We start from the raw sequence: 17,994 nt of genomic DNA, 5'->3' as shown, positions 1-17,994 counted from the left end.
CCTTCCATGCGACTGCTGGCCCTGACCTATGGCACCGAAGGCGACACCCGGCCGCTGGTGATGCTGTGCCACGGGCTGCGCCAGGCGGGCCATGAGGTGATGCTGCTGGCCGAACAGGGCACGCTGGGCAGCGCACGCGACCTGGGCGTGCCGCACGCGGCGCTGGAGGGCGACATTCACGACGAGGTGGTGGCCCTGGTGGCACGCGGCAACAACCTGGCTGCCGCCTCGCGCGGTCTGGGGCGGATGTCCGGCCGCCACGTGCCGGCCTGGATGGCGCAGGCCGATGCGGCCGCCGCAGGCTGCGACGCCATACTGACGGGGGGTCTGGCCGCCCTGGTGGGCTTGAGCGTGGCCGAACGGCACGACCTGCCAGCCATCGGCACCGGCATGATTCCGCTCACCCCGACGCGGGTCTTTGCATCCCCCTTCCTGCCGCCGCTGCCGCTGCCCGGGTTCCTGCGCCGGGCCAGCTACGGGCTGGTCAACCAGGCGGTGTGGCGCACGTTCCGCAAGCCGATCAACGTGGCGCGCGCCGCACTGGGGCAAGCCCCGCGCCGCACGCTGTGGACCGGCCTGCCAATGCTGTACGGCATTTCCCCGCAACTGCTGCCGCCGCCGCCGGACTGGCCGGCCGACCACGTGGTGTGCGGGCAATGGCGGATGCCGGAGCAACCGTGGTTGCCGCCGCCAGACCTGCAGGCCTTCCTCGATGCCGGTCCGCCACCGGTGTACCTGGGCTTCGGCAGCATGACCGGCTTCGACCGCGAGCGTGTGTTGCCGGCGCTGCTGCACGCGTTGGCACCGCGACGCGTGCTGCTGTTTCCGGGCTGGGCGGGCCTGCCTGCAGGCGACCTGCCGGCGAACGTGTTCGTCGTTGGCCCGACACCGCATGAAGCGTTGTTCCCGCGCTGCGCGCTGGCCATCCATCACGGTGGCAGTGGCACCACGCATTCGGCCTGCCGCGCGGGTATTCCCTCACTGGTGATGCCCTTCGCTGCCGATCAGTTCTTCTGGGCGCGGCGCCTGCAGGCGCTCGGTGTTGCGCCAGCACCGCTGTCGCCGAAGCGCTTGCATGCGGCCACGCTGGCGACGGCCATCGCGTTCGCCGAAGACCCGGAAACGCGCGCACGTGCCGCTGCACTGGGTGCAGCGATGGCCAGCGAAGATGGCGTGGCCACCGCCGTCGCCGCGATTGACGGAAATCGACCTTACCCCCCGCCTGACGTTGCTGTAGAACGTTGAAAGGGCTCTGCCAGCCCCCTTGCCCAGCCTATGAAATGCCGGGGTGAACACAGCACACGGAAAGCTGGCGGACAAAAAAAACCCCGGACCCATCACTCACGTGAAGCATGTGAGGAGAGGAGCTTGCCGGGGTATGCGCTGCCGATGCTAGGGGAAGATCACACCGTGTTCAAGAGTCCGCATTGGGCATCGCTCATTGATGTGAAGATCGCTGACGGGTTGGTAGCAGCAGTGTCATCGACCAGATTGGCACCCTACGGATTGCCAGCTGCGCCCGCCGCCGCAGTTGTGATCGATCCCGTCAACCAAGCACCCGGTGGCGCGCTGGGCTCGGCGCTGGCCGGCGCTCTGAAGATCCACCAAGCATCCGCCACTGTCGCCCAGCCTCAGCAGGTGGCATCGGTAGCCCACTCATACGGAAATATGGGCATTGAGGCCGTAGCAAGGCACGCCAGAAACATGCTTCTGTGCGAGGCCCTGTATCCAGTGCTTCATATGCTGGAGGTGGTGATGCGCAACAGCATTCACAACGCTTTCAGCCGCCACTTCGGGGCGCGCGATTGGTATGCGCAGGCCTGGCTCAATGCGAACCATGCACGTATGGTCCTGGAGGCAAAAGCAACGCTCTCCAAGCGCAACAAGCCCCATGATCCGGATCGAATCGTTGCAGAACTCGGGTTCGGCTTCTGGTGCGGGATGTTTCACTTCGCCTATGAACATGGAGGACGGGCAGCGTGCCCTGCCCTCCTCGGCACGGTTCTACCTGGCGTTCCCAAATCCTGGAGAACCAGAGCAAAGGTTCAACGTCGGGTCGAAGGCGCGCGCGCTCTGCGGAATCGCGTTTTCCACCATGAACCCATCACCTTCCATCAGGATCTGCGTGATAGACACCGACACTTGGTGGAAGTGCTTGGCTGGTTCTCACCCGAGGCGCGGCAACACATAGAACATGTCTGCAGGTTCAATCGCGTGCATGACGACAACTTGTGCTTGCACTGCCCTGCAGAGGCGTAGCGTCAGGCACACGGGTGTCGTCACGGCCTCCCGATGGGGTTGGATCCCGCCTCGACAGACGCGGGCTCTGACCCCTGCTGCAGGCCAACTCAACGCAGGTGCGGAATCACCTGGGCCAGCAGATGTGCATCCTTCAGCGCGCCGTGCAGGCCGCGCTCGCCGGGAATGCCCAGGCGTTGCAGCAGGTCATCCAGCTTGTTGGGCTGCCCCGGCCAGCGCTGCTGGGCGATCTTCAGGCTGCAGGTCACGCGGCAATGGTGGGCCAGGGCCACCGTGTGGCCGGCCAGGCGAAGTTCATGGTCCAGGAAGCCGACGTCGAACGTGGCGTTATGGGCCACCAGTTCACTGCCACGCAGAAATTCAAGCAGTTCGACCGCCTTGTTGGAGAACAACGGCTTGCCGACCAGCATGGCGTCGCTGATGCCGTGCACACGTTGTGCGAAAGGGTCCACGCGACGCTGTGGCTGCAGGAACGTGTGGAACTGGCGACCCGTGATTCGTCCGTCAATCATTTCCACCGCACCGATTTCGATGATGCGATGGCCCTGCTTGTGCGACAGGCCGGTGGTTTCGGTGTCCAGTGCAACGATACGACTCATGTGGCAATCCATTTCCTTTGTGGCGTGCCGGAAATGGTCGCACGAACGTTGACGCCATCGACCTAGGAACAGTTGCAAAACTTTGCGGTCGGGAGGCTGTAGCGCCGAGCAGAAGCGGTCGAGCAACGCTCGACGCTACAAAGGCATTACCCCAGCACCTCCACCACCCAATCGATGAACACCCGCAGGCGCTGGCTCATGTGCCGGTTCGGCGGGAACATCACGTGCATCGGCATGGCCGGCAGCTGCCAGTCCTGCAGCACCGGCTGCAGTTCGCCGCGGGCCACGTGCGGCTGCGCCATGTAGCTGGGCAGGGCGACCACGCCCAGTCCGGCCACAGCGGCCGCCAGGTAGGCGTTGCCATCATCGAAGCCCACCGTGTAACGGCCCTGCACCTCGATGCGCTCATCGCCACGGCGGGCGCTGAACACCCGCGCGCGACCGCTGCGCGGGCTGAGGAAGCCGACCACGTGATGGTCCGGTCCTTCCAGCGCGCGCGGGTGGTCGGGCGCGCCGAAGCGTTGCAGGTAGGCAGCGCTGGCGTAGAAGCCGAGCGGCAGGCTGGCCAGCGGCCGTGCAACCAGCGCCGGGTCGGCCGGCGTGCCACCGCGTATCACGCAGTCCACGTTGTCGGCGATGACATCCACTTCGCGATCGCTCACCCCGATGTCCAGCTGGATCTCCGGGTAGCGTGCATGGAAATCCGCCAGCGCCGGCACCAGCCGCAGCCGTGCATAGGGGCCGGGCACATCGATGCGCAGGCGCCCGCGCGGCTGGCTGGCGGCCTCGCCCAAGCCGCCTTCCACCGCCTCCAGTTCGGCCAGCAGGCGGGCGATACGCGGGTAGTACGCCGCGCCGTCGGCGGTGGTGCTGACGCGCCGGGTGGTGCGGTTGAGCAGGCGCAGGCGCAGGTGCGCTTCCAGCTGCTGCACCAGCTGGGTGACCGTGGTGCGGCTGACCTGCAGGGTGTGCGCGGCGCGGGTGAAGCTGCCGGTTTCCATCACCCGGGCGAAGGCCCGCATTGCCTCGAAACGGTCCATGGGCGGCCCGCAATTGTTTGGGATCGACAATCAATCTAGGCCGATTATCGCGGTTTATCCAGACAGCCTTGGCGAGGAGGATGGCCCTCTCTCCCACGGGATAGCCCCCATGTCACAGCGTGATGTCGTGTTCCCCGCCGGTCGCCAGGCCCTCTACGAGCGCAACCGCTACTCGCCGGCCATCCGCTCCAACGGCTTCCTGTTCGTCTCCGGCCAGGTCGGCAGCCGCGAAGACGGCTCGCGCGAGCCGGACTTCGAAACCCAGGTGCGCCGCGCCTTCGACAACCTCAATGCGGTGCTGGCAGCCGCCGGCTGCACGTTCGACGATGTGATCGACGTAACCGTGTTTCTGGTCGATCCGGAAAAGAATTTCGAGAAGGCCTGGGCGATCGTGCCCGAGTACTGGGGCCAGGCGCCGCACCCGACCCTGACCGGCATCGGCGTGACTTGGCTGTACGGGTTCCAGTTCGAGATCAAGGTGATTGCGAAGCTGCCCGCACCCAAGTAGTACGAATCACTCTGCGGCAAATTCCAGTGTGCGGCGCCAACGCAAAGGTTTCGTCGCACGCGCCGGGTCGGGGCCGAACCGGTTCAACCAGCCCGCGGCCAATGCACGCGCGCGCAGGCGTTCGCCAACACCTTCGGCCATTTCAACTTCAACGTGGGTCACTCTGCCTTCTGCATCCACGTCCGTTGCCCAGACCAACTTGCCCACCCATTCGGCCGCCGGAACGGACGGATCGTAGTTTGGGCGACCCGCAACGTAGGGTCCGTCGTGCCCAAGGTAAAGCGGGGAGTCCTCCAGGCGGTGATCGACGCGAACGTCTGCTCTGCCGGTGCGGCCGTCGCCAAGCGTGGCATCCACCGTCCACATGCCGGCTGCCCCTGCGGTGCCGATGTCCGCAGGGAAACACGTCTTCCGGCCACGGAAACCGGCATGCCTTACGTGCGAGATGCGAACGCCCTTGGCATCACGAATGGTGAGCTCCAGCCCGCCCACATCGGCGTCCTCTCCACCGGCGGCAACGCAGATGCGGTGGTCATGCTGGCCATCGGCAACGAACTGGTAGGCCACCGACCGTGCGATCGCATCTGCGGGCGTCGGCGCCCACAGCAACTCCACGTAGACATCCCCGGCGGCGAATGCAGCCGGACTGGCCAGGACCAGCAGCAGACCGGCTGCGGCAGCGCGTGCAGTCATCGTTCCATCCTTGGTGGCGATTCCCGATCCTCACCGATGGTGCACGGCGGCGCAACCAGGCAGTGGTGTCGGCGCAATTACCTGCGGCAGGGGTCGGCAGCCAGCGGAAGCCGCTGGAGGGGATGGGGTCAGAGCCCTTCCTGCGGAAGGGATCTGACCCCTCCGGTCAGGGCTCGCGGCGGTGCAGCCAGCGGTACAGCACGGGCAGCACCAGCAGGGTCAGCAGCGTGGACGAGACGATGCCACCGATCACCACGGTGGCCAGGGGCCGTTGCACTTCCGATCCCGCACCGACATTGAAGGCCATCGGCACGAAGCCCAGCGAAGCGACGAGGGCGGTCATCAGCACCGGGCGCAGACGCCCCAGCGCGCCTTCGCGCACCGCATCCAGCAGGGGCAGACCCTGTTCGCGCAGGTGGCGCACGAAGCTGATCATCACCAGCCCGTTGAGCACCGCCACGCCCGACAACGCAATGAAGCCCACGCCGGCCGAGATCGACAGCGGCAAGCCACGCAACACCAGCGCCAGGACGCCGCCGGTCAGGGCCAGCGGCACGCCGCTGAACACGATGGCCGCATCACGCACCGATCCGAACGCCCAGAACAGCAGCACGAAGATCAGCAGCAGCGTGACCGGCACCACCACGGCCAGGCGCTGGCTGGCCGAAATCAGCTGCTGGAAGCTGCCGCCGTAGTCGATCCAGTAGCCGGCCGGCAGTTCCACCCTGCCCTGCACCGCCTGCTGCAGGTCCGCCACGAAACTGCCCAGGTCACGATCGCGCACGTTGGCGGTGACCACGATGCGGCGCTTGCCGTTGTCGCGGTTGATCTGGTTCGGCCCTTCGCTGGTTTCGATGCGGGCCAGTTCACGCAGCGGCACGGTGCGCGGTGCACCGCTGCCCGCGGCCACGCCCCGGCTCAGTTCATCGCCGTTGTCGCTGGCCAGCGCCGGTTCCAGCGAAATGGGCAGGTCGGCCAAGGCGGCCGGGTCCTGGCGCAGGGCTTCGGGCAGGCGCACCACGATGTCGAAGCGGCGGTCACCTTCGAACAGCTGCCCGGCCACCTGCCCACCCACGGCGGTGGCCACGGTGGACTGCACCTGGCCCGGGTTCAAGCCATACCCGGCCAGCCGCTGCCGATCCGGCAGCACGGTCAGCAGCGGCAGGCCGGTGGTCTCTTCCAGCCGCACATCGGCCGCACCCGCTACCGCTGCGACCACGCGCTGCAGGCGCTGGCCGACGTTGCGCAGGGTGTCCAGGTCATCGCCGTACAGCATCACCGCCACATCGGCACGCACGCCGGAAATCAGCTCGTTCATGCGCATCTGGATCGGCTGGGTGAACTCGTAGTTGTTGCCGGGCAGCGATTCCACCGTGCGTTCCAGCTCGGCCAGCAGCGTGGCGCGCGACTTGCGCGGGTCGGGCCACTGGCTGCGGGGCTTCATCATGATGAAGGTGTCGGCCACCGAGGGCGGCATCGGGTCGGACGCCACTTCCGGCGTGCCGATCTTGGAAAACACCTTGGCCACTTCCGGCACCTGCAGCAGGCGGCGTTCAATCTGCACCTGCATCTGCACCGACTGCGCCAGGCTGGTGCCGGGAATGCGCATGGCATGCATGGCCACATCGCCTTCGTCCAGGCTGGGCACGAATTCGCTGCCCAGCCGCGTGGCCAGGGCACCGCAGACCAGCACCAGCACCAGGGCGCCCACGGCGACCCAGCGGCCGCGGCGCAGGGTGAACGCCAACAGCGGCTGGTAGCGCCGCCGCAGCCAGGCCATCAGGCGGTTCTCCTGTTCCTGCACGCGGCCACCGAGGAACAGCGCGATGGCGGCCGGCACGAAGGTCAAGCACAGCAGCATGGCGCCGGTCAGCGCCAGCACCACCGTGATCGCCATCGGGTGGAACATTTTTCCTTCCACGCCGGTGAGCGCGAAGATCGGCAGGTACACCGCGGTGATGATGCCCAGGCCGAACAGGCTGGGGCGGATCACTTCGGCGGTGGCGCTGGCGGTTTCGGCAAAGCGTTCGGCCACGGTCATGTCGCGGCCCAGCGCGTGCTGGCGTTCGCCGAAGCGGCGCAGGCAGTTCTCGATGATGATGACCGCGCCATCGACGATCAGGCCGAAGTCGAGCGCGCCCAGGCTCATCAGGTTGGCCGACACGCCGCCACGGGCCATGCCGGTGAGGGTGAACAGCATGGCCAGCGGAATGACCGCCGCGGTGATCAACGCGGCACGCACGTTGCCCAGCAGCAGAAACAGCACCACGATCACCAGCAGCGCACCTTCCAGCAGGTTGCGCGCCACGGTCTGGATGGTGCGGTCGACCAGCGCGGTGCGGTCGTAGCTGGCGGTAACGGTCACCCCCGCGGGCAGGCTGGCCTGCGCCTGCTGCAGGCGAGCGGCCGCGGCCTGCGCGACCTCGCGACTGTTGGCACCGACCAGCATCACCACGGTGCCCATCACTACTTCGTGGCCATTCTGGGTGGCCGCGCCGCTGCGCAGTTCCGGGCCGTCGGCCACGCTGGCCACGTCGTGCACGTGGATCGGCACGCCTTCGCGGCGGTCCAGCACGATGTTGCCGATCTCCTGCAGATCGGCCACCTGGCCGGGAATGCGCACCAGGAACTGCTGGCCATTGCGTTCGATGTAGCCGGCACCGACGTTCTGGTTGTTGGCCTGCACGGCTTCGGCCACGTCGTCCAGGCTGAAGCCCAGCGCGCGCAGTCGCGCCGGATCCGGGGTGATGTGCACCTGGCGCTGGAAACCACCGATGGTGTTGACCTCGGTCACGCCCGGCACGTTGCGCAGCTGCGGGCGGATCACCCAGTCCTGCAGCGTGCGCAGATCGGTGGCGGTGTAGGCCGTGCCGTCGGGCTTGCGTGCCTTGGGATCGGCGTCGATGGTGTACATGAAGATCTCGCCCAGGCCGGTGGCAATCGGCCCCAGCTGCGGGTCCAGCCCGGCCGGAATCTGCGAGCGCACCTGCTGCAGGCGTTCGGCCACCTGCTGGCGGGCGAAATACAGGTCGGTGCCGTCCTTGAACACCACGGTGACCTGCGAAAGGCCGTAGCGCGACAGCGAACGCACGTGGTCCAGCTTCGGCAGGCCGGCCATCGCCGTTTCCACCGCGTAGGTGATGCGCTGTTCGCTTTCCAGCGGCGAATAGCCGGGCGCGGCGGTGTTCACCTGCACCTGCACGTTGGTGATGTCCGGGGTGGCGTCGATCGGCAGCCGGGTGAAACTCCAGATGCCGACCGCCACCAGCACCAGGGTCAGGCCCAGCATCAGCCAGCGGCGCTGGATGGCTGAGGCGATGATGCGTTCCAGCAGCCCGTGGCGGGCGTTGGGGTCAGTGCTCATGGCTGGCACCCGCCTTGCCGATGTCGGCCTTCACGGTGTAGCTCTGCTGCACCACCACCTGCTCGCCGGCACGCAGCCCGGCACTGACCGCCACCTGCTGCGCATCGCGTGCGCCCAGGGTGACCGGTCGCGCGGTATAGGTGTCGCCCTCGCGCACGAACACCACGTCCTTGCCGTCCAGGGTCTGCAACGCGCTGAGCGGCACCACGATACCGGCCGGCGTGCTGGCCACCACGATGCGCGCGCGCACCGCCGCACCTGGCCGCCACAGGCGATCGGCATTGTCCACGCTGGCGCGCGCCACGGTGCTCTGGCTGGCGGTGGCGGTGCCGGGCAGCACGCGTTCCAGCGTGGTGATCTGGCTGACGCCGTCGGTCATGCGGGTGACGGTAACCGGTACGCCGGCGGTGATGTGCTGGGTATCGGCACCGAAGATGTGCAGGTCCACCCACAGCTGCGACAGATCGCCTATCTCGAACAGCACCTGGCCCTCGCCCGCCATGGCGCCCACCTGCACCTGCCGCGACAGCACCACGCCGCTGATCGGCGCGGCCACGCTGTAGGTGGTCAGGCTGAGGTTGCTGTCGATGCTGGCCAGCGGCTGGCCGGCGCGCACGCGGTCGCCCACGTTCGCGCGCAGCGCGCGCACCGGGCCCGGGAAGCGTGCGGTGACCTGTGCGCTGCGCCCGTCGACCGGGGCCAGCAGGCCCTGCACGTCGTGTTCGTCGGCAATGGTGCCGGGGCCCGCTGCGGCGCTGACGATGCCCGCCTCGGCCGCCTGCGCGGCGGTGATGGTAGTGCGCTCGGGCGCATCGTCGGCATGCGCGGCTTCGCCTTCGGCGTGATCGTGGTCATCGTCCGCAGGCGACGCGGCCTGCGGGCCGCCGTTGCCACACGCGCTCAGCGCGGCCAGCAGCGCGGCCACGGTGGCCAGGCGGATCAGGGAGGTGACAGCCTTCATGGCAGGGTTCCTTCAGCAGAGGCGGCCAGCAGCGGTTGTCCGCTCAGGCGCTGGATTTCGATCAGGGCGGACTGTGCCGACAGCGCGGCATCCAACTGGCGCTGCCGCGCTTCAATGCGCATGGCCTGCAGCTGGGCCCATTCCAGGTAGCTGATGGCACCGGCGCGCCATGCGGTTTCGGCGGCCTTTTCGGCCTTCTGCAGTTGCGGCAGCACGTCGCGCTGCATGCGCTGCACCTCCAGCCGGGCGGTTTCGTAGCGGCCGTGCGCCTCGGCCAGGGTGGCGTACAGCTGCAACGCGCGGGCCTCGCGCTCGACTGCGCTCAGGGCCAGTTCGGCTTCTGCGGCGCGGATCTCCGGCGCCGCACGGCGCGCACTGCCCAGCGCCATGCTGAAGCCGGCCAGCAAGGCGCTGTCGCCGCTGTCACGCATGTGGCGCACGCCCAGCTGCCAGGACAAATCACTGCGCTGCTGGCTGCGCGCCAACTGCAGTTGCGCTTCGCGCACGCGCGCTTCGGTGGCGATCACCGCCAGTTCCGGCGTGCGCTGCAGCAGCTGCGCCAGTTGCTGGAAGTCCTGCAGCGCGGGCAGCTGCAAGGGGTCGCCGGTGATGGCGTCGAAATCCACTTCGCGCGCGTTCCACAGCGCCGCCAGCGCCATGCGCGCGGCGCGTGCCGCCTGCAGGCTGCGGTCGCGGTCCAGTTCGGCCTGGGCCAGTGCCGCCTGCGCGGTCAGCAGCGTGGATGCTGGCGAGGCACCGGCCTGAAGGCGCAAACGTGCGGCGGCCACCGCGCGACGGCGCTGCTCGATATCGTCCACGGCGATGCGGCGCTGCTGTTCGGCCGCGCTGATGGCCAGGTAGCGGCGCGCGGTTTCGGCCAGCAGATCCAGGCGGGTGATCTCGCGCTGCGGGGCCAGCGCGTCCAGGTTGGCCTGGGCCACGGCACGACGCGCGTCCAGCTTGCCGCCGCGTTCCAGCACGCCGGCCAGGGTGACGGTGGCTTCGGCGGCATCGAAGCCGCGGGTGCTGCCGGTGCCCAGCACGTTCTCCAGCTCCACGCCGAGCACCAGCGCGGGGGTGAGGGCGGCGCCGTCCAGGCGGGCTTCGGCGGCCTGGCGCTGCAGGGTGGGCAGGCGCAGGTCGGGATGGGTACGGGCGACACGGTCGACGGCCGCGTCCAGGGTCAGGGGGTCAAGCGACGACGGCGCCTGCGCATGCACGCACGGCGCGATCGCCAGGGCCGCGACAGCGGCCAGGCGGATCCACATGGGAATACTCCGGAAATCTCAGGACAGGATCGGAAGCCCGCGCGCGGCGGGCGATGGATCAGGCCTGGATCGGAGGACGCAGCAGCGATTCCAGCGGCGCGGCACGGCCGTCGGTGTCGATCGTGGTCGGCGCGACCGCCGACGGCGGCGGTGGCAGTTCCCAGCTGGCCAATGCGAACGGCAAGACGCCGCCCTGGCCGTGACAGTGCCCGCAATGCACCAGCGCGTGCAGCAGGCGAGCGCTGGTGTCGTCCGGGTCGTGCCCGGCATCGAGCCCGGCGGCATCGTGCGGCGCCGCCGGATGGTCCAGATGCGACATCTCGTGCAGCTCGCCCAGTGCCGACGCCGTGGCGCCGCCCACGCTGCCGATCGCCACCACCACCAGCATCAGCAGGCGGAGCAGGAACGACGGGCGGCGGCGCACGAAGCGGATCATGCCGGGAGGGTAGCGGGCGTTGCAGCCGTTACACAATCGCAGCCGCTCGCCGGGCATGGCCCGGCGGCGTGACCGGTCAGGCCTTCCGGCGTTCGGCGATATACGCCTGGATCTGCCGTTCCAGCACCGGCAGCGGCACCGAACCCTGCTTCAGCACGGCATCGTGGAAGCCCTTGATGTCGAACTTGTCGCCCAGCTCCTTCTCGGCCTGGGCACGCAGGCGCACGATGGCGATCTCACCCAGCTTGTAGCTCAGCGCCTGGCCGGGCCAGGAAATGTAGCGATCCACTTCGGTGGTCACTTCGTGCTCGCTCAGCGCGGTGTGGTCGCGCAGGTAGGCCAGCGCCTGGTCGCGCGTCCAGCCCTTGCTGTGCACGCCGGTGTCGATCACCAGGCGCGCGGCGCGCCACATTTCGTAGGTCAGGCGCCCGAAATCCTCGTAGGGGGTTTCGTAGATGCCCATTTCCACGCCCAGCTTCTCGCAGTACAGCGCCCAGCCTTCGCCGTAGGCCGAGATGTAGGCATTGCGGCGGAACTCGGGCTGTTCGCCCTGCTCGGCCGCCAGCGCGCCCTGCAGGGCGTGGCCCGGGTCGGATTCGTGCAGGGTGAGCGCCGGCAGGTTGTACAGCGGGCGCGACAGCAGATCGTAGGTGTTCACCCAGTAGGTGCCCATGCCACCGCGACCCGCGGTCCAGAACGGAGCGATATCCGGCGGCACCGGCACGATGGTGAAGCGGGCGCGCGGCAGGGTCATGAACTTGCCGATCTGGCCGTCGGCACGCTTGGAGATCCACGCAGCGCGCGACAGCAGCTCTTCCGGCGTCTTGGCATAGAACTGCGGGTCGGTGCGCAGGAAAGTGAGGAAGTCGGCGAAGCTGCCCTTGAACTCCACCTGCTTGATGATGGCGTTCATTTCCTGCTGGATGCGGGCCACTTCTTCCAGGCCGATCCGGTGGATCTGGTCGGGCGACAGATCCAGCGTGGTGTACTCGTGGATCTGCTGCTTGTAGTACGCCTTGCCGCCCGGCATCGCTTCGGCGGCCAGGGTGGTGCGGGCCTGCGGCACGTATTCGTTCACGAAGAAGGTGCGCAGCTGCTGGAACGCCGGCACCACCTTGCCGCCGATCGCCGCCACTGCCTGCTCGCGCAGCGCGGCCTGTTCGGCGGCCGGAATGCTGTTGGGCAGTTTCTTGAACGGTGCGTACAGCGGCGACTGGGTCGGGTCCTTCAGTTCGGCCACGGTGGCGATGGACACTTCGCGGCCATCAAGCACCGCGCGCGGCACGCTGAAGCCGCGCTTCAGGCCGGCGCGCATGTTGTCGGTCTGCTGGCCGAAGTAGCGCGGCACATCGTTCAGGCGGGCGATGTAGTTGCGGTAGTCCTGCGCGGTCTTCATCTCGCGCCGGGCCATGAAGGACAGGTTGGACCAGAACGAGGAATCGGAATTGAACGGCATTTCGTAGCCGCGCAGGCGGGTTTCCTCGGCCAGGTTGAACACCTGGTCGCGATAGATCGCGTAGTTCACCTGGTTGGCCGCGCTGAGCGTGGCCGGGTCGATCTTCTTCAGGTCGGCCAGGGTCTGGTCCCAGACCTTCAGCCGGCCCTGCTGGGCGGCGGCGCCGACATCGGGCAGGCGGGTGGCATTGGCCGGTGCATCGCCGTCTTCGCTGGCTTCACCACCGCCGTCCTGGCGCCACTTCCATTCTTTCTCGTAGATCGCGCGGAACGCCGCGTCGGCGGGCGATTCGGCGGCCATGCTGGCCGGTGCAGCGCCAGCGGGCGGCGCGGCCAGGGCAGCGGCCGGCGAGGCCAGGGCGATCAGCAGGGCAACGGCAAGACGGGTTTTCACAAGCACAGGTTCCCGGGAAGGCAGACCCCGATGATCGCACCGCCAGCCCCGTGCAGGCATGGGACGAAGGTCCTGCCTGCAACGCAGGCAGGACCTGGGCACCGGCCGCAGGCTGGGGCCCGAGCGCCGAAGGCGCGTGGTAGAGCCGACTGGGTAGAGCCGACTGTTAGTCGGCTACCCCTCCGCCACAGATGGCAAGGCCCGCGCTTCGCGCGAAAGTCGACTGACAGTCGACTCTACCCACCGCAGGCGCGGCCCCCCGGCCCTCAATGGCCGGCTTTGTCGCGCTTCCAGCCGCGGTGCTTGATGTCCAGGTGCAGGCTGTACAGCGCGGTGAACGCCGGGAACAGATTCTGCAGCACGCCCACCGAATCCTGCTTGGCCGAGAACAGAAAGTAGCTGAGCGTCATCAGGCTGCCGACCACGCTCATGTACCAGAACAAGCGCGGGATGACCGGCTTGCCCGCCCGCTTGGAGGCCACGAACTGCACCAGCCAGCGGCCACCGAACATCAGCGCGCCGGTGTAGCCGATCAGCTTCCAGCCGGTCACGTGCAGGCCGGTCCAGTACAGCCAGGTCAGCGGTTGGTCCAGCCAGTGCAGCTCCATCAACGCTCCTCCACCGCAGTGCGCTTGCTGCGGGTGATCAGCCACGCCACGCCGCGCAGGTCGCGGATGCCGACCAGCGCGCGGCCCAGGTTGTTGTACTTGGAAACCCCGGCGGTGCGATGGCGATGGTTCACCGGCACGCTGGTGGTCTTCCAGCCGGCCCGCTGCATCAGCGCCGGCAGGTAGCGGTGCATGTGGTCGAAGTACGGCAGGTCGAGGAAGGCGGCGCGTTCGAACAGCTTGATGCCGCAGCCGGTATCGGGGGTGTCGTCGCGCAGCATGCGCGCACGGATTGCATTGGCCCAGCGGCTGGCCCAGCGCTTGCTGCCGCTGTCCTGGCGGTTCACCCGCCAGCCGGCGAACAGCTTTACCTGCGCATCGGCGGCGGCGCGGGCAGCCAGCAGCTTGGGAATATCGGCCGGATCGTTCTGGCCATCACCATCGAGGGTGGCGATCCACGGCGCGCGCGCGTGCTTGACCCCGGTGCGCACGGCGGTGCTCTGTCCGCTCTGGCTGACATGGTGCAGCACCCGCAGTTCCGGGGTGGTGGCCTTCAGACCCTGCAGCACGGCCAGGGTGTCGTCGCGCGAATGGTCGTCGATGTAGACGATCTCGAACGGCAGATGGCCGCGCAGGGCGGCGGTGATCTCGGCCACCAGCGGGGCGACATTGTCGCGCTCGTTGAACACCGGAACGACAACGGAAAGCTCAGGTTGGCTCATGGGGCACTCGGCCAAGAGGGAAACAAAGACCGCGCATTGTCCGCAGCCGAGGTTATCCGAAGATGAACCCGGCTGCGTGAGGAGCCTTCCTCAGGCGCGATCGCCAAAGTACTCGCGGCACCACTGCACCACCGGCGGCAGCCCCTGTTCGATCGGGGTGACCGCGTCGAAGCCGAATGCGTCATGGGCGCGCCGGGTGTCGGCCATGGTGCGCACCATGTCGCCGGGCTGCATGGGCTTGTAGACCTTCTGCGCCGGGCGCCCGGCCGCCTGTTCGATCACACCGATGAAGCGCTCCAGCTCGACCGGGGTGTGGTTGCCCAGGTTGAACACGCGGTGCGGCACCGGCTCGGTGGACGGGTGCGCGAGGGCGCCGAGGATACCGGCCACGATGTCGGAAACATGTGTGAAGTCGCGCTGCATGCGCCCTTCGTTGAACACATCGATGGGGCGGCCGGCCAGCACTGCGCGGGAGAACAGCAGCGGCGCCATGTCCGGGCGGCCCCACGGGCCATACACGGTGAAGAAGCGCAGGCCGGTGGCATGCAGGCCATACAGCTGGGCATAGGTGTAGGCCATCAGCTCGTTGGCGGCCTTGGTGGCCGCGTACAGCGAGCGCGGCTGGTCCACGCGCTGGTCTTCGGAGAACGGCGGCGTGGCCGAATCACCGTACACCGAGCTGCTGGAGGCGTACACCAGGTGCTGCACGCCCCGGTGGCGGCACAGTTCCAGCATGTTGACGAAGCCGGTCAGGTTGCTGTCGACGTAGGCGTGCGGGTTTTCCAGCGAATAGCGCACGCCGGCCTGCGCGGCCAGGTGGATCACCGCACTGGGCTGCACTTCGTCGAACAGCGCGGCCAGGCCTTCGCGGTCGGTCAGGTCCAGCGTGCGCAGGTCCAGCGTGGGGCACAGCGCGGCCACGCGGTCGCGCTTGATCTGCGGGTCGTAGTAATCGTTGAAGTTGTCCAGGCCGACCACGGCCTGGCCCTGCTCCAGCAGGGCGCGGGCGGTGTAGGCACCGATGAAGCCGGCAGCGCCGGTGAGCAGGAGGGTCATGGCGGGGGCTCTACGCGCAGGAATGCAGCACAGATGTTACCCGCCTGGCTCAGGACAGGCCCAGCCGTGGCCGCGCCACGTTGAAGCGGCCGGTGTCGATGCGGTCGTCGATGCCCTTGGCCTGCAGGCGTTCGAGCAGTTCATCGGCCCCTTCCTGCAGCTTCAACGCCATCTCTTCGGGGTACAGCGGCAGCACCGCGCGGAAGGCGATCGTGCGGCCATCATCGTCCAGCAGTTCGCCAAAGGCCGGCGGCACCGTAGCCGGATACACCACCATGGCGCCGTCGAACCGCACGTCAGCCGCGTAGGGTTCGGCCGGATTGCCATGCGGCACGGTGTGCCCGGGTGCCAGCCAGGTGTCATACAGATGCGGCAGGCGTGCCAGCGTCTGCAGCAGGCGCACCGGCCAGTAGAAACGCTCGTCCTGCAGCGATTGCGCATCCAGCGGCCAGTGGGCCGGCAGGGTCAGCATCAGTTCGGCGAAATGCGGAACATCCACGCCCGGCGGCAGGTTCATCGGCAGATCGCTCATGCCCGAGGTGACCAGCTGCAGCCAGGGACGGTCGGCGGTGGGCGGCACCACATGCACCAGCACGCGCACCGTATCGGGCAGCGCATCGTCGAACGCGCCCGCGACCGGCCCCAGGTGGCGCTCGATATAGGCACGGATCTGCGCCGTGTGCGGTTGGCCCTGTGCAGGCGAATGCACGGTGTCGCGGCGGTGCAGGTGCATGCGGCTGCCACCGGGGCTGACATCGTCGAAGTCATTGCTCATGCACGGTTCCCTGTCAGGCCCCGGGGCACGGCGCAGGCGCGCCGTGCGCGGGGCAGAAACCCGGCCGGGCTCAGCCCTGGCGCGTACGCAGCTTTTCCAGCACGCCGTCCAGGGTATCCAGGTCGGTGTAGTGGATGATCAGCTTGCCCTTGCCGCCGCGGCCATGGTTGATGGCCACCTTGGTGCCCAGCGATTCGGACAGTTCGGTTTCCAGCGACGCGATATCGGCCTGCTGCACCTTCGGCGTGGCCACCGGGCGGTTGCTGGGCACCTTGCCGGCGGCGAAGGCCTGCGCGCGGCGCTCGACCTCGCGCACCGACCAACCTTCGTCGGCCGCTTCCTGGGCCAGTTTGCCGGCCAGTTCCGGGGCCAGGGTCAGCAGCGCGCGGGCGTGGCCCATTTCCAGACGGCGGGTTTCCAGCAGCAGGCGGATCGCCACCGGCAGTTCCAGCAGGCGCAGCAGGTTGGACACCGCAGCGCGCGAGCGGCCCACCGCTTCGGCGGCCTCGGCGTGGGTCAGGGTGAATTCGCTGATGAGCCGCTGCAGCGCTTCGGCTTCTTCCAGCGGGTTCAGGTCTTCGCGCTGGATGTTCTCGATCAGCGCCATCGCGATGACGGTGCGGTCTTCCAGCTCGCGCACCACCACCGGCACTTCGTCCAGCCCGGCCAGCTGCGAAGCGCGCCAGCGGCGTTCGCCGGCCACGATTTCGTAGTTGCCGGCCGGCAGCTGGCGCACCAGGATCGGCTGGATCACGCCCTGCGACTTGATCGAATCGGCCAGCTCGGAGAGCTTGCCTTCGTCCATCTCGCGGCGCGGCTGGTACTTGCCCGGCTGCAGCTGGCCCACGGCCAGCTTGCGCAGCACTTCACCCGGCAGCGGCTCGATGACAGCAGTGGTGGCCTGCACCTGGCTGACCGCGCCCTTCGGACCCAGCAGGGCGTCCAGGCCGCGGCCGAGGCCTCGCTTCTTGGCTGCAGGCTTGCTGGTCATCAGGCGGTCTCCACGGCCTTGGCGGCCTTGTTGCGTTCGTTGTTGCGACGGATGATCTCGCCGGCCAGGCCCAGGTAGGCCACGCCACCGCGCGAGGCACGGTCGTAGCCGACGATGCTCTGGCCATGGCTGGGGGCTTCGGCCAGGCGCACGTTGCGCGGCACGATGGTGCGGAACACGCGATCACCGAAGTGTTCGGTCAGTTCGGCCGACACCGCGTTGGCCAGGTTGTTGCGCACGTCGAACATGGTGCGCAGCACGCCTTCGATCTCCAGCGCCGGGTTCAGGTTGGCACGCAGCGCTTCGATGGTTTCCACCAGCGCGCTCAGGCCTTCCAGTGCGTAGTACTCGCACTGCATCGGCACGATCACCGAATCGGCGGCGGCCAGTGCGTTCAGCGTGAGCAGCGACAGCGCCGGCGGGCAGTCGATCAGGATGTAGTCGTACTCATCGCGGATCGGCGCCAGCGCGCGCTTCAGGCGCTGCTCGCGCGCTTCCTGTGCCATCAGCTGGATCTCGGCCGCGGTCAGGTCGATGTTGCCCGGCAGCAGGTCGTAGCCTTCGGCGGTGGCCACGCGCACATCGGCGGCGTTGGCTTCACCCAGCAGCAGATCGTAGGTGGAGGCGACCAGTTCGCGCTTGTCCACGCCGCTGCCCATGGTCGCATTGCCCTGCGAATCGAGATCGACCAGCAGCACCCGCTTGGGTGCGTTGGCCAGGGAAGCGGCCAGGTTGACGGCGGTCGTGGTCTTGCCGACGCCACCCTTCTGGTTGGCGATGGCGATGATGCGGGCCATGCAGGTGTGCCTCGTCGACGGATGGTTGGGACCGGTCATTATGCGTACAACCGGCCCCGGGCGGAAAT

Annotated in this window: 16 protein-coding genes and 1 pseudogene; 3 read left to right on the top strand and 14 right to left on the bottom strand. The window is 68.1% G+C overall.

Annotation, left to right across the window (positions count from 1 at the left end; translation table 11 throughout):
• The first annotated feature begins 6 nt into the window (after positions 1–6).
• The gene (locus G4G00_RS15760) at positions 7–1,245 is read left to right on the top strand and encodes a glycosyltransferase (RefSeq protein WP_108754602.1); all 1,239 of its coding nucleotides are present in this window, start codon (positions 7–9) and stop codon (positions 1,243–1,245) included.
• 165 nt (positions 1,246–1,410) lie between these two features.
• Positions 1,411–2,259, top strand: a complete 849-nt coding sequence (locus tag G4G00_RS15755; RefSeq protein ID WP_164274911.1) for a hypothetical protein — start codon at positions 1,411–1,413, stop codon at positions 2,257–2,259.
• 89 nt (positions 2,260–2,348) lie between these two features.
• Here G4G00_RS15755 and dnaQ read toward each other — a convergent pair whose 3' ends face one another.
• Together dnaQ and G4G00_RS15745 are read right to left on the bottom strand one after the other, a co-directional pair.
• Positions 2,349–2,858, bottom strand: coding sequence for a DNA polymerase III subunit epsilon (gene dnaQ, locus G4G00_RS15750; RefSeq protein ID WP_108754603.1), 510 nt, complete (start codon positions 2,856–2,858; stop codon positions 2,349–2,351).
• A 146-nt stretch (positions 2,859–3,004) separates the two neighbouring features.
• Positions 3,005–3,898: a LysR family transcriptional regulator gene (locus G4G00_RS15745; RefSeq protein WP_164274909.1), complete on the bottom strand. Its 894-nt coding sequence runs from the start codon at positions 3,896–3,898 to the stop codon at positions 3,005–3,007.
• Between the two features lie 109 nt (positions 3,899–4,007).
• Here G4G00_RS15745 and G4G00_RS15740 point away from each other — a divergent pair, with 109 nt between their 5' ends.
• On the top strand, positions 4,008–4,406 hold the full coding sequence (locus tag G4G00_RS15740; RefSeq protein ID WP_164274906.1) for a RidA family protein: 399 nt from the start codon (positions 4,008–4,010) through the stop codon (positions 4,404–4,406).
• Positions 4,407–4,412: 6 nt separating this feature from the next.
• Here the strand turns inward: G4G00_RS15740 and G4G00_RS15735 are convergent, their stop codons facing one another.
• The 12 genes and pseudogenes from G4G00_RS15735 to G4G00_RS15680 form a co-directional block, all read right to left on the bottom strand.
• Positions 4,413–5,099, bottom strand: a complete 687-nt coding sequence (locus G4G00_RS15735) for a hypothetical protein (RefSeq protein ID WP_108754606.1) — start codon at positions 5,097–5,099, stop codon at positions 4,413–4,415.
• 166 nt (positions 5,100–5,265) lie between these two features.
• Complete coding sequence (locus G4G00_RS15730; protein WP_164274970.1) at positions 5,266–8,433, bottom strand: CusA/CzcA family heavy metal efflux RND transporter; 3,168 nt, start codon at positions 8,431–8,433, stop codon at positions 5,266–5,268.
• Between the two features lie 19 nt (positions 8,434–8,452).
• A pseudogene (locus G4G00_RS15725) lies at positions 8,453–9,265 on the bottom strand (efflux RND transporter periplasmic adaptor subunit); the annotation flags it as partial.
• A 155-nt stretch (positions 9,266–9,420) separates the two neighbouring features.
• On the bottom strand, positions 9,421–10,692 hold the full coding sequence (locus G4G00_RS15720) for a TolC family protein (protein ID WP_108754609.1): 1,272 nt from the start codon (positions 10,690–10,692) through the stop codon (positions 9,421–9,423).
• 58 nt (positions 10,693–10,750) lie between these two features.
• Positions 10,751–11,128 carry a hypothetical protein gene (locus tag G4G00_RS15715; RefSeq protein ID WP_164274900.1) on the bottom strand — a complete coding sequence of 126 codons (378 nt, stop codon included), beginning with the start codon at positions 11,126–11,128 and terminating at the stop codon, positions 10,751–10,753.
• A 76-nt stretch (positions 11,129–11,204) separates the two neighbouring features.
• Entirely contained in the window at positions 11,205–12,977 is a 1,773-nt protein-coding gene (locus tag G4G00_RS15710; protein WP_164274896.1) for a DUF885 family protein, read from the bottom strand.
• Between the two features lie 266 nt (positions 12,978–13,243).
• Positions 13,244–13,585 carry a lipid-A-disaccharide synthase N-terminal domain-containing protein gene (locus G4G00_RS15705; RefSeq protein WP_108754612.1) on the bottom strand — a complete coding sequence of 114 codons (342 nt, stop codon included), beginning with the start codon at positions 13,583–13,585 and terminating at the stop codon, positions 13,244–13,246.
• Positions 13,585–14,307: a glycosyltransferase family 2 protein gene (locus G4G00_RS15700; RefSeq protein WP_108754613.1), complete on the bottom strand. Its 723-nt coding sequence runs from the start codon at positions 14,305–14,307 to the stop codon at positions 13,585–13,587. The genes G4G00_RS15705 and G4G00_RS15700 overlap by 1 nt, the downstream gene beginning before the upstream one ends.
• A 90-nt stretch (positions 14,308–14,397) precedes the next feature.
• Positions 14,398–15,363 carry an NAD-dependent epimerase/dehydratase family protein gene (locus G4G00_RS15695; RefSeq protein WP_108754614.1) on the bottom strand — a complete coding sequence of 322 codons (966 nt, stop codon included), beginning with the start codon at positions 15,361–15,363 and terminating at the stop codon, positions 14,398–14,400.
• Positions 15,364–15,412: 49 nt separating this feature from the next.
• A complete protein-coding gene (locus G4G00_RS15690) occupies positions 15,413–16,138 on the bottom strand; it encodes a suppressor of fused domain protein (protein ID WP_108772473.1) in 726 nt (241 codons plus the stop codon).
• Positions 16,139–16,208: 70 nt separating this feature from the next.
• On the bottom strand, positions 16,209–17,129 hold the full coding sequence (locus tag G4G00_RS15685) for a ParB/RepB/Spo0J family partition protein (RefSeq protein WP_108751359.1): 921 nt from the start codon (positions 17,127–17,129) through the stop codon (positions 16,209–16,211).
• Positions 17,129–17,926, bottom strand: coding sequence for a ParA family protein (locus tag G4G00_RS15680; RefSeq protein ID WP_108754616.1), 798 nt, complete (start codon positions 17,924–17,926; stop codon positions 17,129–17,131). Before G4G00_RS15680 ends, G4G00_RS15685 begins: the two co-directional genes overlap by 1 nt.
• Positions 17,927–17,994: the final 68 nt, after the last annotated feature.

Source organism: Stenotrophomonas sp. B1-1 (assembly GCF_010894375.1).
Lineage (GTDB): Bacteria > Pseudomonadota > Gammaproteobacteria > Xanthomonadales > Xanthomonadaceae > Stenotrophomonas.
This window is presented reverse-complemented; position numbering and strand designations above follow the sequence as displayed.